General features: G+C 64.4%; 24 protein-coding genes and 1 tRNA gene. 10 read left to right on the top strand and 15 right to left on the bottom strand.

Going from position 1 to position 22473, the window contains the following annotated elements; translation table 11 throughout:
• Nucleotides 1–92: 92 nt before the first annotated feature.
• Nucleotides 93–311: a DUF2842 domain-containing protein gene (locus tag AC1RWL_RS18905; protein ID WP_256118925.1), complete on the top strand. Its 219-nt coding sequence runs from the start codon at nucleotides 93–95 to the stop codon at nucleotides 309–311.
• Nucleotides 312–315: 4 nt separating this feature from the next.
• Here AC1RWL_RS18905 and AC1RWL_RS18900 read toward each other — a convergent pair whose 3' ends face one another.
• Complete coding sequence (locus AC1RWL_RS18900; protein ID WP_493096358.1) at nucleotides 316–762, bottom strand: NUDIX hydrolase; 447 nt, start codon at nucleotides 760–762, stop codon at nucleotides 316–318.
• A 174-nt stretch (nucleotides 763–936) separates the two neighbouring features.
• On the opposite strand from AC1RWL_RS18900, the gene AC1RWL_RS18895 reads away from it, so the two are divergent.
• Entirely contained in the window at nucleotides 937–2202 is a 1266-nt protein-coding gene (locus tag AC1RWL_RS18895; protein WP_256118923.1) for a GNAT family N-acetyltransferase, read from the top strand.
• A 6-nt stretch (nucleotides 2203–2208) separates the two neighbouring features.
• On the opposite strand, the gene AC1RWL_RS18890 is transcribed toward AC1RWL_RS18895, so the two are convergent.
• The gene (locus AC1RWL_RS18890) at nucleotides 2209–4491 is read right to left on the bottom strand and encodes an exopolysaccharide transport family protein (protein WP_493096359.1); all 2283 of its coding nucleotides are present in this window, start codon (nucleotides 4489–4491) and stop codon (nucleotides 2209–2211) included.
• A gap of 218 nt (nucleotides 4492–4709) precedes the next feature.
• Here AC1RWL_RS18890 and AC1RWL_RS18885 point away from each other — a divergent pair, with 218 nt between their 5' ends.
• The 5 genes from AC1RWL_RS18885 to AC1RWL_RS18865 all read left to right on the top strand — a co-directional run bounded on the left by AC1RWL_RS18885 (nucleotide 4710) and on the right by AC1RWL_RS18865 (nucleotide 10491).
• Nucleotides 4710–5285 carry a polysaccharide biosynthesis/export family protein gene (locus AC1RWL_RS18885; RefSeq protein ID WP_256118921.1) on the top strand — a complete coding sequence of 192 codons (576 nt, stop codon included), beginning with the start codon at nucleotides 4710–4712 and terminating at the stop codon, nucleotides 5283–5285.
• A gap of 5 nt (nucleotides 5286–5290) precedes the next feature.
• On the top strand, nucleotides 5291–6457 hold the full coding sequence (locus AC1RWL_RS18880; RefSeq protein WP_435265253.1) for a glycosyltransferase family 4 protein: 1167 nt from the start codon (nucleotides 5291–5293) through the stop codon (nucleotides 6455–6457).
• A 79-nt stretch (nucleotides 6458–6536) separates the two neighbouring features.
• Nucleotides 6537–8102, top strand: coding sequence for an undecaprenyl-phosphate glucose phosphotransferase (locus tag AC1RWL_RS18875; protein ID WP_493096360.1), 1566 nt, complete (start codon nucleotides 6537–6539; stop codon nucleotides 8100–8102).
• Complete coding sequence (locus AC1RWL_RS18870) at nucleotides 8099–9340, top strand: O-antigen ligase family protein (protein ID WP_493096361.1); 1242 nt, start codon at nucleotides 8099–8101, stop codon at nucleotides 9338–9340. Before AC1RWL_RS18875 ends, AC1RWL_RS18870 begins: the two co-directional genes overlap by 4 nt.
• A complete protein-coding gene (locus AC1RWL_RS18865) occupies nucleotides 9337–10491 on the top strand; it encodes a glycosyltransferase (protein WP_493096362.1) in 1155 nt (384 codons plus the stop codon). The genes AC1RWL_RS18870 and AC1RWL_RS18865 overlap by 4 nt, the downstream gene beginning before the upstream one ends.
• A 58-nt stretch (nucleotides 10492–10549) precedes the next feature.
• Here the strand turns inward: AC1RWL_RS18865 and AC1RWL_RS18860 are convergent, their stop codons facing one another.
• Nucleotides 10550–10801 (bottom strand): GlsB/YeaQ/YmgE family stress response membrane protein, encoded by a 252-nt coding sequence (locus tag AC1RWL_RS18860; protein WP_256118916.1) that lies wholly within the window; start codon nucleotides 10799–10801, stop codon nucleotides 10550–10552.
• Between the two features lie 119 nt (nucleotides 10802–10920).
• Nucleotides 10921–10997, bottom strand: a tRNA-Pro gene (locus tag AC1RWL_RS18855).
• Between the two features lie 559 nt (nucleotides 10998–11556).
• Between AC1RWL_RS18855 and AC1RWL_RS18850 the strand changes: the two genes are divergently transcribed.
• Nucleotides 11557–11769 (top strand): hypothetical protein, encoded by a 213-nt coding sequence (locus tag AC1RWL_RS18850; protein WP_493096363.1) that lies wholly within the window; start codon nucleotides 11557–11559, stop codon nucleotides 11767–11769.
• A 55-nt stretch (nucleotides 11770–11824) separates the two neighbouring features.
• Here AC1RWL_RS18850 and AC1RWL_RS18845 read toward each other — a convergent pair whose 3' ends face one another.
• The 7 genes from AC1RWL_RS18845 to AC1RWL_RS18815 all read right to left on the bottom strand — a co-directional run bounded on the left by AC1RWL_RS18845 (nucleotide 11825) and on the right by AC1RWL_RS18815 (nucleotide 16547).
• Nucleotides 11825–12019 (bottom strand): hypothetical protein, encoded by a 195-nt coding sequence (locus tag AC1RWL_RS18845; protein WP_493096364.1) that lies wholly within the window; start codon nucleotides 12017–12019, stop codon nucleotides 11825–11827.
• A gap of 107 nt (nucleotides 12020–12126) precedes the next feature.
• Nucleotides 12127–12657 (bottom strand): MerR family transcriptional regulator, encoded by a 531-nt coding sequence (locus AC1RWL_RS18840; RefSeq protein WP_256118913.1) that lies wholly within the window; start codon nucleotides 12655–12657, stop codon nucleotides 12127–12129.
• A gap of 175 nt (nucleotides 12658–12832) precedes the next feature.
• Nucleotides 12833–13171 carry an integration host factor subunit alpha gene (locus AC1RWL_RS18835; protein WP_023513396.1) on the bottom strand — a complete coding sequence of 113 codons (339 nt, stop codon included), beginning with the start codon at nucleotides 13169–13171 and terminating at the stop codon, nucleotides 12833–12835.
• A gap of 99 nt (nucleotides 13172–13270) precedes the next feature.
• Nucleotides 13271–14242 (bottom strand): beta-ketoacyl-ACP synthase III, encoded by a 972-nt coding sequence (locus AC1RWL_RS18830; protein ID WP_435265247.1) that lies wholly within the window; start codon nucleotides 14240–14242, stop codon nucleotides 13271–13273.
• Nucleotide 14243: 1 nt separating this feature from the next.
• On the bottom strand, nucleotides 14244–15302 hold the full coding sequence (plsX, locus tag AC1RWL_RS18825) for a phosphate acyltransferase PlsX (RefSeq protein ID WP_256118910.1): 1059 nt from the start codon (nucleotides 15300–15302) through the stop codon (nucleotides 14244–14246).
• Between the two features lie 117 nt (nucleotides 15303–15419).
• The gene (locus AC1RWL_RS18820; RefSeq protein WP_493096365.1) at nucleotides 15420–15971 is read right to left on the bottom strand and encodes a YceD family protein; all 552 of its coding nucleotides are present in this window, start codon (nucleotides 15969–15971) and stop codon (nucleotides 15420–15422) included.
• Nucleotides 15972–15992: 21 nt separating this feature from the next.
• On the bottom strand, nucleotides 15993–16547 hold the full coding sequence (locus tag AC1RWL_RS18815; RefSeq protein WP_493096389.1) for a ubiquinol-cytochrome C chaperone family protein: 555 nt from the start codon (nucleotides 16545–16547) through the stop codon (nucleotides 15993–15995).
• A 153-nt stretch (nucleotides 16548–16700) separates the two neighbouring features.
• Between AC1RWL_RS18815 and AC1RWL_RS18810 the strand changes: the two genes are divergently transcribed.
• On the top strand, nucleotides 16701–17183 hold the full coding sequence (locus tag AC1RWL_RS18810; protein ID WP_435265245.1) for an outer membrane protein assembly factor BamE: 483 nt from the start codon (nucleotides 16701–16703) through the stop codon (nucleotides 17181–17183).
• A 73-nt stretch (nucleotides 17184–17256) separates the two neighbouring features.
• On the opposite strand, the gene AC1RWL_RS18805 is transcribed toward AC1RWL_RS18810, so the two are convergent.
• The 4 genes from AC1RWL_RS18805 to ribH form a co-directional block, all read right to left on the bottom strand.
• The gene (locus AC1RWL_RS18805) at nucleotides 17257–19392 is read right to left on the bottom strand and encodes a sodium-translocating pyrophosphatase (protein WP_493096366.1); all 2136 of its coding nucleotides are present in this window, start codon (nucleotides 19390–19392) and stop codon (nucleotides 17257–17259) included.
• 196 nt (nucleotides 19393–19588) lie between these two features.
• Complete coding sequence (locus AC1RWL_RS18800) at nucleotides 19589–20815, bottom strand: MFS transporter (protein WP_493096367.1); 1227 nt, start codon at nucleotides 20813–20815, stop codon at nucleotides 19589–19591.
• Between the two features lie 14 nt (nucleotides 20816–20829).
• The gene (gene nusB, locus AC1RWL_RS18795; protein ID WP_256118905.1) at nucleotides 20830–21312 is read right to left on the bottom strand and encodes a transcription antitermination factor NusB; all 483 of its coding nucleotides are present in this window, start codon (nucleotides 21310–21312) and stop codon (nucleotides 20830–20832) included.
• Entirely contained in the window at nucleotides 21309–21770 is a 462-nt protein-coding gene (gene ribH / locus AC1RWL_RS18790) for a 6,7-dimethyl-8-ribityllumazine synthase (RefSeq protein ID WP_256118904.1), read from the bottom strand. The genes nusB and ribH overlap by 4 nt, the downstream gene beginning before the upstream one ends.
• 198 nt (nucleotides 21771–21968) lie before the next feature.
• On the opposite strand from ribH, the gene AC1RWL_RS18785 reads away from it, so the two are divergent.
• Nucleotides 21969–22472 (top strand): cupin domain-containing protein, encoded by a 504-nt coding sequence (locus AC1RWL_RS18785; protein ID WP_493096368.1) that lies wholly within the window; start codon nucleotides 21969–21971, stop codon nucleotides 22470–22472.
• Nucleotide 22473 lies beyond the last annotated feature (1 nt).

The raw sequence follows: 22473 nt of genomic DNA, 5'->3' as shown, positions 1-22473 counted from the left end.
GTTGATTTGCCCGACCGGGCCGTGCAAAACAAGGCCCGAACCTTTGCGGCATGCCGTCGCGCCCTTGCCGCTTATGAATTGAAAGACCGCCAATGCCCCCTCGCCTGCGCAAACTGATCGGCACCGTGCTGATCATCATCCTCGTTCTCGTCTATGCGCTGATCGCGACCACCGTCGCCGTCGCGACACTGGGGGAATCGCCGTGGTGGACCCACCTCATCTATTTCACGGTGACCGGCCTGCTCTGGATCCTGCCGGCCATGCTGATCATCAAATGGATGGAAAAGCCCGGCAAGCCGCGCGACGAATAAGCTTCTATCGCGCCCTGATATGGGCGGCGAGGCCGGTCGGGTAGAGCTCCCAGCCGTTCGGCAAGGCATCCGGTATGAACCATCGCGCCGTCCAGACCGAGCGGTCGTGCTCGACCAGCGTGATTTCCGGGCGGCGGTAGAGGCTTTCGTCGAGCAGGCGGATGGGCGCGGCGAAGATGAACTCGTGGCCGCGCGCACCCTCGTGCCAGAAGAGATTCTCGAAAACGGCCCAGGGGCCGTTGATGGCGATGCCGCAGTTGAGCTCCTCGCGGAATTCGCGCGCCAGCGCCTCCTCCCGCGTCTCGCCGAATTCGACGGTGCCGCCGGGCGGGCGAACGCCCTTCACGCTGCCGTCGTCCCGCGTCACTTCCGCGGCGAGCAGCCGGCTGCCCTGCCAGGCGAGGCCCAGCACCTTCACATGGATTTTCTGCGGCGGGCGCCATGTCGGCATGTCTTCCTCCTGCCCTTTGCTTTTGCCGGATTTCGTTATGAACTTGCTAACCGCGCTTGCCAATTTCCCCGGGTAAGCGAGGCGATGCCACTGGATTTAAACCATTTCCGCAAGTCTGGTGCCTATGGTGTTTGTGCGGCGATCCGGCCGCATCGGGTGCATAAGGGCGACGCCATGGGAGCGATGCAACTCAATTTCCAGATCATGCCGTCCGAGCGCGAGCTCGCGAGCCGCTATTTGGGCCTTGTCGCCGGCGGCGAGCGCACGCCCTCGACGGTGCCGCTGTCGATCCGCCTGCACGACCGCATGGAATCGCTGGAAACCCGCTGGCGGGCGCTCGAAGCGGAAAACAAGCTTTCGCTCCACCAGAGCTATGACTGGTGCCGCGCCTGGGCGGAGACCCATGCCTGCAAGCTCCTGATCGTCGAAGGTTTTTCCGGCGGACGCACCCACCTCATCCTGCCGCTCGAAATCGTGCGCCACGGGCCGGTGCGCACTGCCCGCTTTCTCGCGACCTCCTTCAGCAACATCAATACCGGGCTCTATACGGAAGAATTCCACTTCCTCGCCGCACCGCCGCGCCTGCGCCAGGCGTTCGAGCAGGCGCGCAGCCAGTTCGCCCGCTATTTCGACCTTTTCATGCTGGAAAAAGTGCCGCTCAACTGGCGCGGGGAAACGAATTCCTTTGCCGACCTGCCCTCGGTTCTGAACCAGAACGCCGCCTTCCAGCTCGAGCTTTTCGACGATTTCGACCGCACGCTGGCGCAGGTCAACGCAAAACGCCGCCGCAAGAAATTCCGCCTCTCCGAGCGCCGGCTGGCGACACTCGGCGGCTATGAACATGTGGTTGCCTCCACGAATGAGGAAAGCCGCCACCTGCTCGAAACCTTCTTCCGCCAGAAGGCCGCGCGTTTCGACACGATGGGCCTGCCGGACGTCTTTCGCGACGAGGAAACGCGCAATTTCTTCCGCCGCGCGATCGCGGTGCCGGCGAAGGACGGCAACTATCCGCTCCAAATCCATGCCGTGCGCCTGAAGGGCGAAAACGACGGGCGCATCGTCGCCATTGCCGGGCTCTCGCGCAAGGGCGACCATGTGATCTGCCAGTTCGGCTCGATCGACGACACGATCGCGGCCGATGCCAGCCCCGGCGAATTCCTGTTCTACCTGGCGATCCGCAAACTGTGCGGCGAAGGCGTGCGCCTCTTCGATTTCGGCATCGGCGACCAGCCCTACAAGCGCTCCTGGTGCACGATCGAAACGCCGCAGCATGACCTGCTGTGGCCGACGACGGTGGCCGGCAGCATGGTCGCGGCCGTGCACCGGGCGAAGGCCGGCGCCAAGCGGCTCATCAAGCAGAACCCGCAGGTCTATTCCTTCCTGCAGCGCATGCGCTCGGGCAAGACGGAGTTCGTCCGCGCCGGCGACGACGCGGAATAGAGCTTTTTAGGCCGCGCGGCGCCCCGGATAATGCGGCGGCTCCGCGCCCTCGCCCGTCATCAGCACGATCTCGCTGTAGCCGGCTTCGCCGAAGGCGCCGATCAGTTCGACGATCTCGTCCTCCTCGGCACCCGGAATGGAGAGGATGATATCCGTCTCCTGCCCGCGCGTGAGACGACGCACACCCTCCACTTCGGCCGGGCCGCATTCCACGATCACCGTGTCATAGGCGTCGGCGAGCGAATCGATCACCATCGCCAGTCGGTCGATGCCCCGCATGGCCCGCTTGATGTTGGCGTTGCCGCGCGGAATGATATGCGCGCTGGACAGCCGGTCGCCATGGATGATGTCGCCGAAGGCCGCGTCGCCGACGAGAAGGTCGGTGATGCCGGGCACATGGGTCGACTGCGCCATCAGGCGCGTCGGGCAGGCCGAGCCGGTCAGGTCGATCAGCAGCGTCTTGCGGTGCTCTTCCGCGATGCGGCGGGCGAGCATGACGGTGGCGGTCGAGCCACGATCGCCGGAGGGCGAGACGGAAATCGCGACGGAAACGTTGTTCTCGATCATGTGCCAGGCGACGGAGGCAACGGAGAAGTCGCCGTCATCGGCAAGGCCGGGCGTATCGAGCAGCGAGGCCTGAACAACCTCCGGCTCGACCTCGTCCTCGTCGGGCGCAATGCTCGACAGCAAAGACTTTGCCGGCGCGCGCACGTCCTTGATGGGGCCGTAGTCCGGCCGGGCCACCGGCTCGGCGTGAACCACCTGCTCTTTGCGCACCACCGGCTCGGCATGCGCCACCGGTTCCGGCTTGACGACCGGCTCTTCCACCACGATTTCGGGCTCGATCTCGTCGATCTCCTCCTCGCGGCGATAGGCGACGACGCCGACCGGCTTCAGGGCGCGGCCGCTGAACAGTTCGGCAAGCAGGATGACGATGGCGCTCAGCGCAAAGCCCGCGGCAGCGCCGACGATGGTGATCGGCAGGACTTTCGGGAAGGAGACTTCGGTCGGCTCGACGGCCGCCGAGATGATGCGAGCGTCGGCCGGCGTCGAGCCGCTGCCGGTGCGCGACGTCGCCTCGCGGTAGCGGGCGAGATAGGTTTCGAGCAGCTGGCGCTGCGCCGTCGCCTCGCGCTCCAGCGCCTTGAGGCCGACTTCGTCCTCGCCGGCGCGCGCCGTGTCCGCCTTCACCGTGTTGAGCTGCTGCACGAGCTGCGTTTCGCGCAGCCGCGCGGTCTTTGCCTCGTTTTCGAGGCTCGACAGGATTTTCTGCGTCTCCGCCTTGATCTGCCCGCGGATGCCGACGAGCTGCGAGCGCAGGCCCTTCAGCCGCGGATGGCCTTCCAGCAGCGAGGTGGAGAGATCGGAGATCTGCCCCTGGATCTGCGCCTCGCTTTCCTTCAGCCGCTGGATCATCTGCGAGCCGACGACGTCGGTCAGGGTATCGGGCGCTCCGCCGGCCGTCAGCACGTTGCGCACGCTTTCGGCGCGCGCTTCCGCATTGGCGCGTTCGCCGCGCACGCGGGCAAGTTCCGTCGAGATGTCGTTTAACTGGCGCACGGCGAAGGTGGAGTTTTCGCCCGTCGGCAGGAGGTCGGAGTTCGAGCGGTATTCGGCGACCTTCTGCTCGGCCTCGCGTACCTTTTCGCGCAGGTTGGCGATTTCCGGCTCCAGCCAGCGCGTCGCCTCGGAATTGGTGTCGAGCTTGGCGCCGCTTTGCAGCGAGAGATAGACCTTGGCCATCTCGTTGGGGATCCGCGCGGCAAGGCCCGGGTCCTTCGAGCTGAACTCGATGGCGATGACGCGCGACTTCTCGACCTGGTAAACGACGAGCTTTTCGGCAAACTCCTTCAGCACGCGGTCTTCGGGAGCAAGATCGAGGGGATTTTTCTTGAGCCCGAAAAGAACCAGCAGGTCGGAAATGGCGGAGGGCTGCGCCGTCGGATCGAATTCCTCCAGTTCCTGCAGCTTCATGTTGCGCGTGACCTGCTTGATGAGGTCGGCGGATTTCAGGAGCTGCACCTGGCTGGCGATGCCGAGCTCGTCGAAGGCCGGCTGTTCGCGGCCCTGCGAACGGTCCGTGCCCGTCGTGAAGGCCGGCTCGCGCGTTTCGATGAGGAGGCGTGCCTCGCTCTTGTATTTGGGCGTGATGAGGTTTGCGCCGGCAAAGGCGATGCCTGCGCAGGCGACGGTTGCCAGAAGCACCCGCATGCGGTTGCGCCAGATCGCGCCGAAAAGACCGCCAAGGTCGATATCGACATCCTGCTGGCTTCCGTGAACGCCCGACATATCCCTACTCCACCACACGACGATGACACGACGATTTCCGGGCACGGTAAACAAACATGGTAACGCAAGGGTTAATTACCGGCGGTTGTCCCCTCACCGTCGCGCGCTTCTTTCACGAAAAAATCGGACCCGGCCGGCCGGCGCCTTTACCAGCCATTAACCCTAACGGATCGATAACGGGGATCAGATTTCTGATTTGCGGGATTGGGTTCAAGCGAATGACATTCGCCACCATCAACAAGGGCATGCTGCTCGCGCTGGCACTCATCGTGCCGGCCGTCGCGGGCTGCAGCAGTTACCGCCCCGCCCCCAAGGCGTTCCACGAGGCGACCATCCAGCCCTACCGGCTCGACAGCGGCGACCGCCTGCGCGTCACCGTCTTCGAGCAGACCGGCCTTACCAACACCTATTCGATCGACCAGGCGGGCTACGTTGCCTTCCCGCTCATTGGTGCGGTGCCCGCGCGCGGCAAGACGATCCAGGAACTCGAAGGCGCCATCGCGGCAAAACTCCGCCAGGGCTATCTGCGCGATCCCGACGTCTCCATCGAGGTCGACCGCTACCGCTCGATCTACATCATGGGCGAAGTGGGCCAGGCCGGGCAGTACAGCTATGTCGCCGGCATGACGATCCAGAACGCCATCGCGGTCGCCGGCGGCTTCTCGCCGCGCGCCAACCAGGGCAATGTCGACGTCACACGCAAGATCAACGGCAAGATTCTCACGGGCCGCGTCTCCATCTCCGATCCGGTCCTGGCCGGTGATACGATCTATGTCCGTGAACGGCTGTTCTGATCGTCATGGCGGACGATGGGCCCCTGCGAATCATACATTGTTTCCGCTCTCCCATCGGCGGCATCTTCCGGCATGTGCGCGATCTCGCGGAATTCCACACGAAAGCAGGCCATGAAGTCGGGATCGTCTGCGACAGCCTTACGGGAAGCACCTTCGAGGACGGGCTTTTCGACGAGATCCGGCCTTACTTGGCACTCGGCCTCGTTCGCCTGCCGATCAGCCGGTCGGTCAGCCCGGGCGACATCCGCGCGTTCTGGAACAGCTATCATGAAATAAAAAGTTTGCAGCCGGATGTCCTGCACGGGCACGGCGCCAAGGGTGGCGCCATTGCCCGTCTCATCGGCTCAGCCCTGCGGGTCAACAGGTATCGCGTAGCCCGCCTCTACTCGCCGCATGGCGGCAGCCTGCACTACGACCGCCGCACCGCGACAGGCTTCGCGGTGCTGGCGGCCGAGCGGCTGCTCGAACCGCTCGGCGACGCGCTCGTCTTCGTCTGTGATTACGAGCGGGACGCCTATGCCGCGCGCGTTGGAAAACCACGCGTGCGCACGGAGCGCATCTACAACGGCATTCACGATCGCGACTTCGAGCCCGTCTATTCGCGCGAGGACGCCGTCGACTTCCTCTATATCGGCATGCTGCGCGACCTGAAGGGGCCGGACCTCTTCGTCGACGCCTTCGCCCGCACCGAACGCCGCGTCGGCCGGCCGCTGTCAGCGCTGATGATCGGCGACGGGCCGGACAAGGCGAAATACGAGGACATGATGCTGCGCGCGGGCCTCGGCCGGCGCATCGGCATGCTGCCCGCCATGAAGGCGCACGACGCCTTCGCGCTTACCCGCAACGTCGTCGTGCCGTCGCGCGCCGAGGCCATGCCCTATATCGTGCTGGAGGCGCTTGCCGCGCGCAAACCTGTCATCGCCAGCCGCGTCGGCGGCATTCCGGAAGTGCTCGGCCCCGACAGCATCGCGCTTGTCGAGCCCGGCAATCCCGATGCGCTGGCGGCCGTGATGGCCGAAGCGGTGGGCGATCCGGACTGGCGGCGCAAGGTGATGCCGGAGCCAAAGGCTTTCAAGGAAACCTTTTCCGCCTCTGTCATGTCCTCTTCGCTGCTCAGCCTCTACCGCGAGATCCTGGCCCGGCAGAATGGCGGAAATCGGCACGCTTCCTGAGGCCGCCGCCTCACGCCACGTAAACGTTTCTTAGGGGCTTCGTGCTATTTCCGGTACAAAGCCTCCACAGGTGCGTGCCATGAACCATGTCGACAAGCCCGTTTCCTTCGATGCGGAAGCCCTGAGGCGGAAAGCCTCCGAGATCAGGACCATCACGCCGGGAACGCCGGCGGAAGAGTATGACGGCGGCAAGACCGTCGAGCTCAATCCGCTCGCCCAGAAGATCGCGCTCCAGTTCCGCGCCGACACCTATTCGCCCAGCATGATCATCGGCCTGCTGCGCCTCGTCGAATTCCTGGCGCTGCTGACGCTCGGCTACGGCATCCATGTTCTCTATGTCAGCATGGGCATGACGGTGTTCTACCTGTCGGTGCTTGTCGGCGGCGCAGCGATCGGCGTGCTGCTGCTCCAGCTCGCGGATGCCTACCAGGTGCCGGCGCTGCGCTCGCCCTGGCGCATGACGCCGCGCATCCTCGCCGCCTGGGCCATCGCCTTCGCCACGATGGCGCTCATCGTCTTCTTCTTCAAATCCGGCGATCACTATTCCCGCGTCTGGTTCGCCTCGTGGTTTGCCGCCGGCGGCGTCTACCTCGTGCTTGAGCGGCAGATCATCGCCTATTCGATCCGCCGCTGGGCTCGCAACGGCACCATGGAGCGCCGCGCCGTCATCGTCGGCGGCGGGGAACCGGCCAAAGAGCTTATCCGCACGCTGGAACACCAGCCGGAAAACGACATCCGCATCTGCGGCATCTTCGACGACCGCGACGAGCGCCGCTCGCCCTCGATCATCGCCGGCTACCCGAAACTCGGCAATGTCGCGGAACTGGTGGAATTCGCGCGGCTGGCACGCATCGACATGCTCATCATCTCGCTGCCGCTGTCGGCCGAGGCGCGCATCCTGGCGCTGCTCAAGAAGCTCTGGGTGCTTCCCGTCGATATCCGCCTTGCGGCGCATTCCAAGGGCCTGCGCTTCCGTCCGCGCAGCTATTCACAGGTCGGCAGCCTGCCGATGCTCGACATTTTCGACAAGCCGATCGCCGACTGGGACAATGTCGCCAAGCGCATCTTCGACATCTTCTTCAGCCTGCTCGCGCTTGCCCTCCTCTGGCCGGTGATGCTCGGCGCGGCCATCGCCGTGAAACTCACCTCGAAAGGCCCGATCATCTTCAAGCAGAAGCGCCACGGCTTCAACAACGAGATCATCGAGGTCTACAAGTTCCGCTCGATGTACACGCACCTTGCCGACCCCTCGGCCAAGGCCGCCGTGACGAAGGGCGATCCGCGCGTCACCCCCGTCGGCCGGTTCCTGCGCAAGTCCTCGATCGACGAATTGCCGCAGTTCTTCAATGCCCTGAGGGGCGATCTCTCGCTCGTCGGACCCCGCCCGCACGCGATCCAGGCCCAGTCGCACGACCGCAAATATGTCGATGTCGTCGAGGGCTACTTTGCCCGCCACCGGGTGAAGCCCGGCGTCACCGGCTGGGCGCAGATCAACGGCTGGCGCGGCGAGATCGACCATGACGACAAGATCCGCTTCCGCACCGAGTTCGACCTCTATTACATCGAGAACTGGTCGCTCTGGCTCGACCTCAAGATCCTGTTCCTGACGCCCTTCCGCCTGCTCAATACGGAAAACGCGTATTGAGCGACGCGGCCTTACCCTACGCCCAGCCCTTCCGGCCGCATCTCGCGGCCGTTGGCATCATCGGCTCCATGCTGGTGACGGTCGGCGTGTTCCTGTCGGGTTTCGTCATCAGCGAGCCGGCGCCCTACGAGGTCTTCATGGCCGGCCTCATCGGCCTGTGGGCGATCGTCGGCCTGCGCATCTCGCGCAACATCGCGCCACTGTTGATCCTCCTCGTGCTCTTCAATGTCGGCGGCATGCTGTCGCTGACCGTGATGGACGACCTTGCCGGCGGGCCGATGTATATCGCCGTCTCGCTGTTCCTGGCGCTTTCCAGCGTCTTCTTCGCCGCCATCATCGAGGCGGGGCCCGCGCGGCTCGACCTCATCTTTCGTGCCTGGGTGGCCGGCGCCCTCATCACGTCTCTCCTCGGCATCCTCGGCTATTTCCATGCCTTTCCTGGCTCCGAGGCCTTCACGCTCTACGACCGCGCCAAGGGCGCCTTCCAGGACCCGAACGTCTTCGGCCCCTTCCTCGTCGCGCCCTCGCTCTACCTGATGCACGGGCTGCTCACCGGCCGCATCCTCGCCGCCCCCCTGAAGGTCGCCGGCGTGCTGATCCTCGCACTCGGCCTGTTCCTGTCCTTCTCGCGTGCGGCATGGGCGCTCTATCTCTTCTCTGTCGTGGCGCTCGTCTTCGTCATGCTTTTGAAGGAGCGCACCGGCGCCTTCCGGCTGAAGATCCTCATCCTCAGCATCTCCGCCGCCGGCCTGATGATCCTCGCGCTGGTCGTCGCCCTGCAGTTTGACAAGGTCGCCGACCTCTTCTCCAGCCGCACCCAGCTCGTGCAGGAATATGACGGCGGCCATCTCGGCCGTTTCGACCGCCATCGCATCGGCTTCCTGATGGCAATGGAAAAGCCGCTCGGCATCGGCCCCATGGTGTTCAGCACGATGTTTCCGGAAGACGAGCACAATATCTGGCTGAAATCGCTCACCACCTATGGCTGGCTCGGCTTCGTCTGCTACCTCGCCCTGATCGTCTGGACGCTATGGGCCGGCTTCAAGGCGCTGCTGCGCAACCGACCATGGCAGCCCTACCTGATGATCGCCTACATCACCATCGGCGGCCATACCGCGATCGGCTTCGTCATCGACACGGACCACTGGCGCCATTTCTACCTGCTGCTGGGCATCGTATGGGGCTGCCTCGCGCTTGAAGCACGCCACACAAGCAAGATCGCATCGGACCGGCCATGAGCACCAAACAGGACAGGAACCCGCGGCAGATGCGCCTGCTCCAGGTGCTGGAGCCGAGCGGCGGCGGCTCCGGCCGGCATTTCATCGATCTCTGCCGGGGCATGCAGGCGCGCGGCCATATCGTGCACGCGATCTATTCGCCGCTGAGAGCCGAAGAGCGCTTCGTCGAGGAATTGCAGTCGCTTGCCCTTGCCGGCACGCATATCGTCGCGATGACCCGCTCGCCCGGCCCCTCGGACCTCAATGCCTGGCGGGCGATCCGCGCCGTCATGCGCCGCGCCGGCCCGTTCGATATCGTGCACGGCCACAGTTCCAAGGCCGGCGCGCTCTCGCGCCTGCGCCTGCCCGGCCGCCACGTCCCGCGGGTCTACACGCCGCATGCCTTCCGCACCATGGATCCCGGCCTCGGCAATCTTGGCCGCAAGGTCTACGGCTCGATCGAAAAGCTGCTCGCGCGCGGCTTTACCGACAAGCTGATCTGCGTTTCGGCCGATGAATATGCCCATGCTCGCGCGCTCGGCATGCCGCGGGAGAAACTGTCGATCGTCGTCAACGGCGTGGAGACCCCGCCCGACCACGCCCGCGGCTCGGTGCGCCAGGCGCTCGGCATCCCCGATGACGCCCTGCTCTTCGGCTTCGTCGGCCGGCTCTGTCGCCAGAAGGCGCCGGAGCGCCTGGTCGCCGCCTTCCAACTTCTCGCCGGCCGCGTGCCGAATGCCCATCTGGTGATGATCGGTTCCGGCGAAGCGGAGCGCGCGGTCGCAAAGCAGGTCAAGGCCTCCGACCATGCCCCGCGCATCCGCCTCACCACCGGCTTTACAGGGCCGCAAGCGATGGCGGCCATCGACGTGCTCGTCATGCCGAGCCGCTACGAGGCGATGTCCTATGTCATGCTGGAGGCCGCCGCTGCCGGCAAGCCGCTGATCCTCACCGATGTCGGCGGCGCTTCCATGGTGCTGAAAGACGGCGAGAACGGCGTGCTGGTCGAAAACGACGACGATCCCAAACGGCTCGCCGGCGCCATGCTGCGCCTCAGCGATCCCGACCGCCTCGCCCGCCACAGCGCCGCCGCCCGCGCCCGCAGCGGCGACTACAGCCTGGCCCGCATGATCAGCGAGACGGAAGCCGTCTACCGCGGCCTCATCGCCTGAAACGAAAAGGCCGCCTCTCCTCGCGGAGAGACGGCCCTTTAAAAACCTTGCCGCTACCCTACCGCCGGATCGCCCTTGCGATCGCGATGAGGACGCAGGCGCCGATGAAGCCGGCGATCAGATAACCGATCCAGCCGCCGAGCGAGACGCCGATCAGCCCGAGCAGCAGATTGGCCACAGCCGCGCCGACGATGCCGAGCACGATGTTCATCAGCACGCCCATGTTGCTCTTCATGAACATTTCCGCGAGCCAGCCCGCGATGCCGCCGATGATGATGGCCGCGATCCAGCCGATACCTGCATCTTCCATTCCCGTCTCCTCAAGCTCCGGATAGCACCGGCGAAGGAGCCGGCGGCGGAGGAACGCGGACGGGGGCGCAAAGTTCCGCGCGCGGAACCTGCAAACTCAGGAAATCAGGGAGAAGAAAATGGTCGGAATGGCGGGATTCGAACCCACGACCCCTTGACCCCCAGTCAAGTGCGCTACCGGGCTGCGCTACATTCCGGACCGCCGAAACCCCTATAGTCTCGGGCATTTGGATGCAAGCCCAAAAATAAATCGTCAGAACAAAAGTGGAGAATTGCCGCCCGGTGGGAGTTTTGCGTGCAGAAATTCACATGGAAACGCCACGGCTTTTCCTTCGTGTCTCCGGCGCTATCCTGGCATTCCAGAGGTGACGGCTATGTCGGCGCCCTTGCAACCGGGAAACGGTCCCTGGCTTTCATAGTTATCGGCGGTTTTGCAGCAGCGTCGGTTGGGGTCGAAAAAGTGCAATTTTTTTCACAACCGTACCGAATCGGCTGAATCAGGCCTTTCCCGGAATTAGACCAAAGTCGTAGAGTGTCATCGCTCGCTTGTCATTTGCGAGCACTCCCCCGCGTCACAGAAAGCCAAGCGTGACGCTTGTTTTGCCCCGCCATCGTGCGGGGCTTTTTCTCCCCGCCGAATCCTGTCTGCGCGCTTGACTCAAAAGCGAATGAGAACATAATGGGAACAAAGGTGAGAAACCTTTCCCCAATCGTCAAACCAGCCTGCTTGCTGTGCCATCACAGGAGAATACCGACGTGCGACCGCTTCCCGAGTACGAAGCAAAGACGAACGATGGCAAGGACGATGCCGTAAGCGCCGCCCTTGCCTGGCATGATGGAGATGCAAAGGCGACGATCGCGACGCTGCTTGCCGATTGCGCCCATCTGCGACACCAGCTTGAAATGAGCCGTTCAGCGATGAGCCGGGGCTTCGTGCGCGGATGGGACCCGACGCAGCAGCGCGACTGAGGGAGGGCAGCGCGCGGCGACATGCGATGCTTGCACCCTCTCCCGCCCGCAGACGCTAAAACGTCCCGCCGCCTGCTATGGGGCTAACGAGCGGCAGCGGCGGATCGTTCGGGTTCTTCTGGTCGCCGGGCTTGATGATCGGCGGGACAACGCCGTCTTCCTGCTTGCGATCGGGAATTCCGCCGGTGCCCTGCGGGCCGCGTGGCGTTTCGATTTCGTTGTCCGTGGGTGTGGTCTTTTCGATGGACATATTGGTCTCCTTTCGTCGAAGGGAGAACCAGTCCACAGCAGCAATGTTCCAATCGCTGCCGCTCGGCTACTCCGTCAAGATGCAGCCCGAGTACCCTTCTGGCGCGCTCAGCGGACCTGGTCGAGCAGGCGCTTGCATTCCAGCAGGTCGTAGAGCGCTTCCTGCAGGAGCGCGCGGTCTTCCTTGCCGACGCTGGTCTTGCCCAGCGAGATTTCCGGCGGGTCGTCGGTGCCGCCGACGAAGGAGAAGAAGCGGCGGCTGGCGGGGGCCTTGGCGCGGCCGACGATCTGGTCCTCGTCGCTGGCGGCCTTCGGCGGCGGCGGTTCTTCGTGGCTGGCGGCGGCGAGCGCCTCGACGGTCGCAAGGTCCCCGCTGGCGATGGCCGCGACGAAGCGGTTGCCGTTGACCTTGAGCAGCTTCTGCACGCCCTTGATCGTGTAGCCGTGGTCGTAGAGGAGATGGCGGATGCCCTTCAGCAGGTCCACGTCTTCCGGGCGGTAATAGCGTCGCCCGCCGCCGCGCTTCATCGGCTTGATCTGTGTGAACCGCGTCTCCCAGAAGCGCAGAACGTGCTGCGGCAGATCGAGATCGTCGGCCACTTCGCTGATGGTGCGGAACGCGTCCGGACTCTTGTCCATTCTACCCTCGATGAAAGCTTACGGCGCCGCCAATCCTGGACGCTGCCGAATCGTATTCATTTCAGCGGGTTGCCAGGCGATATTCAAGTTTCAAATTGCCGAACGGCCGGCAATCGGCAGAAAAATCGCCTGAAGCGCGTCGCGATCTTCCAGATCGCGCCTTACAAGGCCGGCTTCAGGAGGCTGGCGACGCCGGTTTCTGCTTGGCCTTGCGCGAAAGATGCGACTTCAGCACCCGCTGCTTGAGCACGTTGGACGCCTTGAAGGTCATCACCCGGCGCGGAGAAATCGGAACTTCCTCGCCGGTCTTCGGGTTGCGGCCGATGCGCTCGTTCTTGTCACGCACCTGGAAGGTCGCGAAGGAGGAGAGTTTCACGCTCTCGCCCCGCACGATGGCGTTGCAGATCTCGTCGATCACGGTTTCGACAAGCTCTGCGGATTCGGTCCTTGAAAGGCCGACCTTCCGGAAAACCGATTCGGCCAAATCTGCACGTGTCACCGTCTTGCCGCTCATCGTTCCTCACCGATTTCCTATTGAAAGCGTATGGTTAAGTGGCGGAAGAGTATTGTCCTTGCCCCCTCGGGTCAAGCGGTCCGGAGGGCCGGCGTTCAGCTACCAGCGTAGCAGCACCGCGCCCCAGGTGAAGCCGCCACCCATCGCCTCCAGAAGCACAAGGTCGCCCTCCTTGATTCGCCCGTCGCTCGCAGCAGCCGCCAGCGCCAGCGGGATCGAGGCGGCGGACGTGTTGCCGTGCAGGTCGACGGTGACGACGACCTTTTCCAGCGGAATGCCGAGCTTCTTCGCCGAGCCGTCGATGATGCGCTTATTGGCCTGGTGCGGCACCAGCCAGTCGATATCGTCGGCCGAAAAGCCGGTCGCATCGAAGGACGAGACGACCACGTCGGTGATCATGCCGACCGCATGCTTGAAGACCTCGCGGCCCTCCATGCGCAGATGGCCGACCGTGCCTGTCGTGGACGGGCCGCCATCGACATAGAGCTTTTCGCGATGCGCACCGTCGGAGCGAAGCTGCGTCGTCAACACGCCGCGGTCCTGGTTGGTGCCCGCCCCCTCCTGCGCTTCCAGCACGATGGCGCCGGCGCCGTCGCCGAAGAGCACGCAGGTCGTGCGGTCGGTCCAGTCGAGGATGCGCGAGAAGGTTTCCGCGCCGATGACGAGTACGCGTTTGGCCAGACCGCCGCGGATATAGGCGTCGGCGGTCGTCACCGCATAGACGAAACCGGAACAGACGGCCTGCACGTCGAAGGCGAAGCCGTGATGCATGCCGAGGCGGTTCTGGATGTTGACGGCGGTCGCCGGGAAGGTGTTGTCCGGCGTCGAGGTCGCGACGATGATGACGTCGATGTCGGCGGCCGTCAGGCCCGCCTTGTCGAGGGCCGCGCGCGCGGCGCCTTCGCCAAGCGAGGCGGTCGTCTCGCCCTCGCCCGCGATGTAGCGCTGGCGAATGCCGGTGCGCTGCACGATCCAGTCATCGGACGTGTCGACCATGCTTTCAAGTTCGGCATTGGTGAGTACCCGCTTCGGAAGCGCTGTTCCGAAGCCGCGGACCACTGAACGGATCATTCTATACCTCGTCGATCATGCCCTGGGCGGCGCCTTCAACGGGGCGGCCCGCATGATACTTCTGCAAATCTTTTTCGATCTTGTCCTTGAGGCCGTTGCGGGCCATGTCGTAGCCGACATCGACCGCGGCCGCGAACCCTTCGGCATCCGTGCCGCCATGGCTCTTGATGACGATGCCGTTCAGGCCCAGGAACACGCCGCCATTGACCTTGCGCGGGTCCATCTTCTCGCGCACCCGGTCGAAGGCGCTCTTGGCGAGAATATAGCCGAGCTTGGCAAGCCAGGTGCGCGACATGGCCGCGCGCAGGTACTCGGCCATCTGCCGCGCCGTGCCTTCCGCCGCCTTCAGCGCAATGTTGCCCGCAAAGCCTTCCGTCACCACCACATCCACCGTGCCGCGACCGATATCGTCGCCTTCCACGAATCCGTAATAGTCGATCGTGTCGAAATTGGCCTCGCGGATCAGCTGGCCGGCGGCTTTCACCTCTTCCTGGCCCTTGATCTCCTCGACGCCGACATTGAGCAGGCCGAGCGTCGGCCGGTCGATCTCGAAAAGCGCGCGCGCCATGGCGCCGCCCATCAGCGCGAAATCGAAGAGCTGGCCCGCATCCGCGCCGATCGTCGCGCCGATATCGAGCACGATGCTCTCGCCCTTCAGCGTCGGCCAGATGCCGGCGATCGCCGGGCGCTCGATATTGGCCATCATGCGCAGGCAGAATTTCGACATGGCCATGAGCGCGCCGGTATTCCCGGCGGAGACGGCGACGTCGGCCTCGTTCTTGGCGACCGCATCGATCGCCCGCCACATGGAGGACTTGCCGCGGCCGCGGCGCAGCGCCTGGCTCGGCTTCTCGTCCATGGCGACGGCGACGTCGCAATGATGGAAGACGCTTGCGGCCTTCAGCTTCGGATATTGCGCCAGGATCGGCTCGCATTCGGCAGAAATGCCGAAAAGCACGAAGCGGATGTCGGGATGGCGCTCGAGAGCCTTGGCTGCGCCTGGGATAGCGACCTTGGGGCCGAAATCGCCACCCATGACGTCGACGGAAATTCTGACCACGCGTGTCTTGCCTTAGTTCTTGTTTTCCAGGGGCAGAGGCCTGCCGCGGCGGAATTCGGTCAAAATACCGCTTTTCGCCGGGGGCACAACTGAATTATCGGGCGCTTATGGAGCCGTTCAGTCTTTTTTCCAGTCCTTGAGAACGGCGAAGGGCGAAGGCTTCCGATCGTCCTTGTCGGTGCTTTCGATATGGCCGGAAAAGGCGACGTCGGCCCGGCGCGGATAGGGATCGATCGCCAGGGCGACATGTTCGGCGGCGGTCACGCCGGCGTCGATCGTGTCGCCGGAGAAGATTTCCGGCGCGTCCGGGCCATCGGGATCGAGCAGCATCTCGCCGCTCTCCGTCGCCAGCGGAAGCCGCGCGAGCTTGGAGCCCTCCGGCACGAAGATGACATCGACCGACTCGTCGATATGCGCCTCGACCGGATCGAGCGTCACGACGCAGGCCTGCACGATATCCGCCTCGACGCGCCCCTTGAGGCGCACGCCGTCGCGCTTCCAGCGCTGCACCTGGAGGGTGGCGGAGAGCGCCTTCACCTCCAGCACGGACCAGAGCCTTGCCAGCCCCGCGCGCTCCTCGGCGTCGGCCTCGATCGTCACCGAGACCGGGTTGGCGGAAATGTGTCCCACCTTGACCGGGTAGGAAAACGGCGTGTCGTCTGTGTTCATTCTCTCGTCCTTGCGCCTCCTTCAGGCGGTCTGTCCTTGTTCGCCGGGTTCCGCCACGCCGAGCGCACCGATCTCGATCTCGTCCTCGCCGACGGCCGTCATCGTCTTTTCGGCCGAAAAGAGATAGTCGGCAAGCCCCGCCATCGACGGCGCGCCCTCGCCCGCCTGCGGATGGATGTTGCGGCGGAGTGCTGCCGCAAGCGCCTCGCGGTCGCCGGAATCGAGCGCCGCGGCATAGGATTCCAGCCGGCCGTAGAACATGCCGGCGAACTTCTTCATGCGCTTCGGCACGCCGACATCGCCGACGCCGAGCTCGCGAATCGAGTGATCGACGTCCTCGAAGAAGGCGTCGACGATCTCCTGGGCGATCTCCTGGCCCGACGTGGCGCTTTTGCGCGTGCGCCGGAAGTAGAGGATCAGCATGGCCGACAGCATCTCGAAACGGCCCATCACCGTGTCCGGAACATCAAGCACTTCATAGAGATAGGGGTGACGCGCCGCCTTTGTCAGCGTCGCGTACTGTTTTTCGACGATGCGCCGGTTGCCGTTTTTTTTGCCGAACAGGCCGAAAATCATCATAAAGCCTAGTTTTGCCCGATTCAAACAATGGAGCCGTCGCAAGTCATGTTGCATGACGGTCGAAGCTGGTTTACCGAAGCAGGCATGAATTGCAATGGCTGCGCGGCCATCACAGTCCCGGGGATGTTGTTGAAGAGAGATGCTCTGAACATGAAGCTGTTGCGTAACGCCGCCATTGCCGTCACCCTCTCCGCATCCGTTCTTGCAGGCTGCCAGGGTCCGGGCGAAGTGCTGCATCAAGGGTATGTCGTCGACCAGGAAACCCTGGCGCTGGCACCGGTCGGCTCGTCGCGCGAACAGGTCCTGCTCTCGCTCGGCTCGCCATCGGCGACCGCGACCTTCGACAACGAAGTCTTCTACTACATTTCCCAGAAGCGCACGCGCCCCGTCGCCTTCATGAAGCCGAAGGTCGTCGAGCAGAGCATTCTCGCCGTCTATTTCGACAAGGAAGGCGTCGTCGACCGCCTCGCCCATTACACGCTGAAGGACGGCCGTGTCTTCGACATGATCTCCCGCGTCACGCCGACCGGCGGCGTCGAGCTCACCTTCCTCGGCCAGCTGCTGCGTGGTGGCGGCGGCAATGCGCCGGGTGCGGCGATCCAGAATTTCTTCAACACCGGCGGCCCGAAGTAAGCGCTGCCAGTATCGCAGAATCAAAAAACCCCGGGGATCTCTCCCCGGGGTTTTCTTTTGTGCGTCTTGCCGATCAGGCCAGGACGGCGAGCAGCAGGAGCGCCACGATGTTGGTGATCTTGATCGCCGGGTTGACGGCCGGGCCTGCGGTATCCTTGTAGGGATCGCCGACGGTGTCGCCAGTGACGGAAGCCTTGTGAGCCTCCGAACCCTTCATGTGGCGCTGGCCGTCCTTGTCGACGAAGCCGTCTTCGAAGCTCTTCTTGGCATTGTCCCATGCGCCGCCACCGGAGGTCATGGAGATGGCCACGAAGAGGCCGTTGACGATGACGCCGAGCAACGACGCGCCAAGTGCCGCGAAGGCCGAGGCCTTGGAGCCGGAGATCAGCAGCACGCCGAAATAGACGACGAGCGGCGCCAGCACCGGCAGCAGCGAGGGCACGATCATCTCGCGGATCGCAGCCTTGGTGAGAAGATCCACCGCGCGGCCATAGTCCGGCCGTTCGGTGCCGGCCATGATGCCGGGCTTCTCGCGGAACTGCCTGCGCACTTCCTCGACGATGGCGCCAGCCGCACGGCCGACGGCGGTCATCGCGATGCCGCCGAAGAGGTACGGGATGAGGCCGCCGAAGATCAGGCCGGCAACGACATAGGGGTTGGAGAGGTCGAAGGAGACCGGCCCCATATCCGCGAAATACGGATACTTGTCGCCGTTTGCCGCGAAATAGGCGAGGTCGTTCGAATAGGCGGCGAAGAGCACGAGCGCGCCGAGGCCCGCCGAACCGATCGCATAGCCCTTGGTGACGGCCTTCGTCGTGTTGCCGACGGCGTCGAGCGCGTCGGTCGACTTGCGCACTTCCGGCGGCAGGTGGGACATTTCGGCGATGCCGCCGGCATTGTCGGTGACCGGGCCGAAGGCGTCGAGCGCCACGATCATGCCGGCAATGCCGAGCATGCCGGTGACGGCGATGCCGGTGCCGAACAGGCCGGCGAGCTGGTAGGTGGAAATGATGCCACCGACGATGACGATGGCCGGCAGTGCCGTCGATTCCAGCGAGACCGCAAGGCCCTGGATGACGTTCGTGCCGTGGCCGGTGACCGATGCCTGGGCGATCGAATTCACCGGGCGCTTGTTGGTGCCGGTGTAATATTCGGTGATCACCACGATGAGCGCCGTCACCACGAGGCCGAGCAGGCCGCAGATGAAGAGGTTCGTGCCGGTGATCTCCTTGCCGGCGACGGTGCCGACCACACCCCAGCCGACGGTGACCGACGTCGCGGCCGCAAGGCCGAGGATCGACAGCGCGCCCGTGACGATGAGGCCCCGGTAGAGGGCGCCCATGATCGAGCCGTTCGAGCCGAGCTTGACGAAGAAGGTGCCGATGATCGACGTTATGATGCAGGCGCCGCAGATGGCCAGCGGGTAGATCATGGCGGTGGCGAGAACCGGGGCGCCGGCGAAGAAGATCGCCGCGAGAACCATGGTGGCGACGACGGTCACCGCATAGGTCTCGAACAGGTCGGCAGCCATGCCGGCGCAGTCGCCGACATTGTCGCCCACATTGTCGGCGATGGTCGCCGGGTTGCGCGGGTCGTCTTCCGGAATGCCGGCTTCCACCTTGCCGACGAGGTCGCCGCCGACGTCCGCGCCCTTGGTGAAGATGCCGCCGCCGAGACGGGCGAAGATAGAGATCAGCGAGGCGCCGAAGCCAAGCGCCACCAGCGCATCGATGACCTCACGCGAGGCCGGGTCCTGGCCGAGGATGGCGGTGAGATAGCCGTAGTAGATCGAGACGCCGAGAAGGGCGAGGCCCGCCACCAGCATGCCGGTGATCGCGCCCGACTTGAAGGCAATATCGAGGCCGGAGGACAGGCTGACGGACGCGGCCTGAGCCGTGCGCACATTGGCCCGCACGGAAACGTGCATGCCGATGAACCCGGCGACACCCGACAGCACGGCGCCGATCAGGAAACCGATCGCAGCCGTTGCGGAAAGCAGTAGCCAGGTGCCGACGAAAACGACGACCCCGACGATGGCAATGGTCTTGTATTGCCGGGTGAGGTAGGCCTGCGCCCCTTCCCGGATATAACCTGCAATTTCCTGCATGCGGGCATTCCCCTGATCGGCGGCAAGCACCGACCGCGTCGCCCAGATGGCATAAACCACCGAAAGCAACCCGCATGCGATCACGCCCAACAATATGGTCATTTTCGCTCTGTCCTCCTTGGAGACCGCCGGGTCCTCTCCCTGCGGCCGGTTCGCGCCCGTCCCCGTTTTGCCTCCTCACAAGGCGGGGGCCGACGCGCGGCCAGAGTGCGTTTGCGAATCGGCTGCGTCAAGCCGCCGCACTGCGGCAAGCCGTGCTGTGCGCTGGATTTTTCGGCGCCGATCGGATGCGAAACGATTAGACGGCGGCGCGGCGGGTGCGCAGCAGCAGGAGAAGCACGAGGACCAGGCTGACGCCGGTGATCGGCCAGAACATCAGGTTGATCGTCTGCCAGCCATAGGCGTTGAAGACCTTCCCGGAGGAGAAGGAGGCGAGCGCCACCGTGCCGAACAGGATGATATCGTGAAAACCCTGCACCTTGTCGGCCTCGTGCGGCTGGTAGCTGGAGGCGACGATGGCGGTGGCGCCGATGAAGCCGAAATTCCATCCGATGCCGAGCAGGATCAGCGCGCCCCAGAAATTCCACAGCTCGATGCCCGCATGCGCCACCAGCGCGCAGGCCATGAGGATGATCAGGCCGGCCGCCACGACCTTCTCCGTGCCGAAACGCTGGATCAGCATGCCGGTGAAGAAGCTCGGCGCGAACATGGCGAGCACATGCCACTGGATGCCGAGCGTCGCAAGCTCCGGCGAGAAGCCGCAGCCGATGACCATGGCGAGCGGCGCGCCGGTCATCATGAAGGTCATCAGCGCATAGGAGGAGATGCCGCAGATCATGCCGGTCATGAAGCGCTGGGTCAGCACGATTTCGCGGAGCGGCCGGACGGGCAAGCCGCTCGCAACGGCCTGCGCCTTGTGATCCGGCAGGCGCAGGAACAGGAAGAGCACGATGGCGGCAAGGCAGAGCGGCGCCAGCGCCACGAAGGCGCCGGCAAACAGCACCGGCTCGAACATGTCCTTGGTGAGAATGACAACCTGGGGGCCGAGCACGGCGGAGATGACGCCGCCTGCGAGAATCCAGGAAATGGCACGCGGCTTGTAGAAGGACGGCGAGGCATCGGCGGCCGCGAAGCGGATTTTCTGCGCAAAACCGCCGGAAATGCCGATGAAGACGAAGCCGAAGGCAAAGAGCCAGAAATCGCCGCGGAAGAGCGCGATGGCCGCGATCAGGCCGCCGGCTGCGCCGAGCAGAGCACCGACGATGAAACCGTAGGTGCGGCCGAGCAGACGCGCGGCGATGGCGACGAGCACCGCACCGAGCGCCACGCCGACATTGAAGGCGGTGAGCGGGGCGGTCGCGAGCGACTTGTCGGCGCCGAGCAGGTTGTAGCCGGCGAGCCCGCCGATGGAAAAGGCTATCGGCCCGGCAGACGCCAGCAGCGCCTGTGCGAACATCAGGAGGAAGACATTGCGGCGCGCGGCCGAAAGTTCCCGTTCAAGACCTTCGACCGTACCCGTGCTCATGCCACTCTACCAACCTATTTGCGCGTATCCGGACGCAGCTGCTTGGCGATCCGGTCGAGCACCGCATTCACCAGCTTCGGCTCCTCGTCGTCGAAGAAGGCCTTGGCGATCTCGACATATTCCGTAACGATCACGGCGATCGGAACGTCTTTGCGTTCCTTCAGCTCGAAGGTGCCGGCGCGCAGGATGGCGCGCACGGTGGAATCGAGCCGCGAGAGTGCCCAGTCGTCCTGCAGCGCGGCACCGATCATCGGGTCGAGCAGGCGCTGGTCGCGCACGACGCCCGCGACGATCGACCGGAACCAGGAGGCGTCCGCCTTCAGATAGGTGTCGCCGTCGATTTCCTGGCCGAGGCGATGGGTTTCGTATTCGGCGACGATCTCGAGCACGCCGCTGCCGCCGATATCCATCTGGTAGAGCGCCTGCACGGCGGCAAGCCGCGCAGCACCACGCTGGTTGGCCGGCTTTACCGGCTGCTGGTCCTTGTCCGTCGTCACTGTTCGCCGCCCAGTTTCTTCTTCAATTCGATCATCGTGAGTGCCGCACGCGCCGCAAAGCCGCCCTTGTCGCCTTCCGACCGGCGCGCCCGCGCCCACCCCTGCTCGTCGTTCTCGACGGTCAGGATGCCGTTGCCGATCGGCAGGCTTTCGCTGACGGCGAGGTCCATCAGGGCACGGCTGGATTCGTTGGCGACGATGTCGAAATGGTAGGTCTCGCCACGGATGACCATGCCGAGTGCCACAAAACCATCATACCACGTGCCGCCGTTTTCCATGCCGTCAAGCGCCATGGCGATCGCGGCCGGGATTTCGAGCGCGCCCATGACGGTCACGACATCGTAGCTGGCGCCGGCGGTGGTCAAGGCGTTCTTGGCGCCGTCGAGCATCGCATCGGCCATGTCATCGTAGAAGCGGGCTTCGACGATGAGGAGATGGGGATTATCGCTGTTGGCCATGGATCACCTGAAAATTGGAGGCAGGCCGCGCAAATGCGGGCAGAGGCGGCGGTCAAACCACGACGGGCGATGCTTGGCAAGAGTTTTCCGCCCCGCCCAGCGATTTCGGCTCCCGGCATGGGCCTTGTCGCTTGGAACGGGGTTGACAGACATGAACAAAAAGTGAACGATATGTCAAGGCCGGCAGAGGAGAAAACAATGGATGACCGCAAACCGCCGATCGTCAACCTTGCAAAGCTGGAACTGGAGCACTGGACGCAGGGCTCGCTCTACGAGTCCCGCGATGCATCCTTCGGCGCGGTTCTCGGCCTGAAAGACCTCGGTATCGGCTATGGCGAGGTGCCACCCGGCAAGTCCGGCTGTCCCTTTCACAGCCACCATGTCGAGGACGAGCTTTTCGTCATCCTCGAAGGCCACGGCACCTATCGTTACGGCGACGAGCGGCATCTCGTCGGCCCTGGCGACGTGCTCGGCGCACCGGCCGGCGGGGCGGAAACGGCGCACCAGATCATCAATACCGGCACGGTGCCGCTGAAATACCTGTCGATCTCGTCCATGGCGGCGACCGAGATCTGCGAATATCCGGATTCCGGGAAATTCCTGGCCAAGACGCGTCTTGCCACCGGCGGCAGGACGGAGTTCCGCACCATGGCGCGCGCGGGCGAAACCATCGATTACTGGGAGGGCGAGCCCGGCGCGTAAG

Source organism: Shinella sp. GW821-FHT10F02 (genome assembly GCF_058809275.1).
The sequence above is the reverse complement of the archived record's forward strand: the minus strand, read 5'-3'. Positions and strand labels throughout refer to the sequence as shown.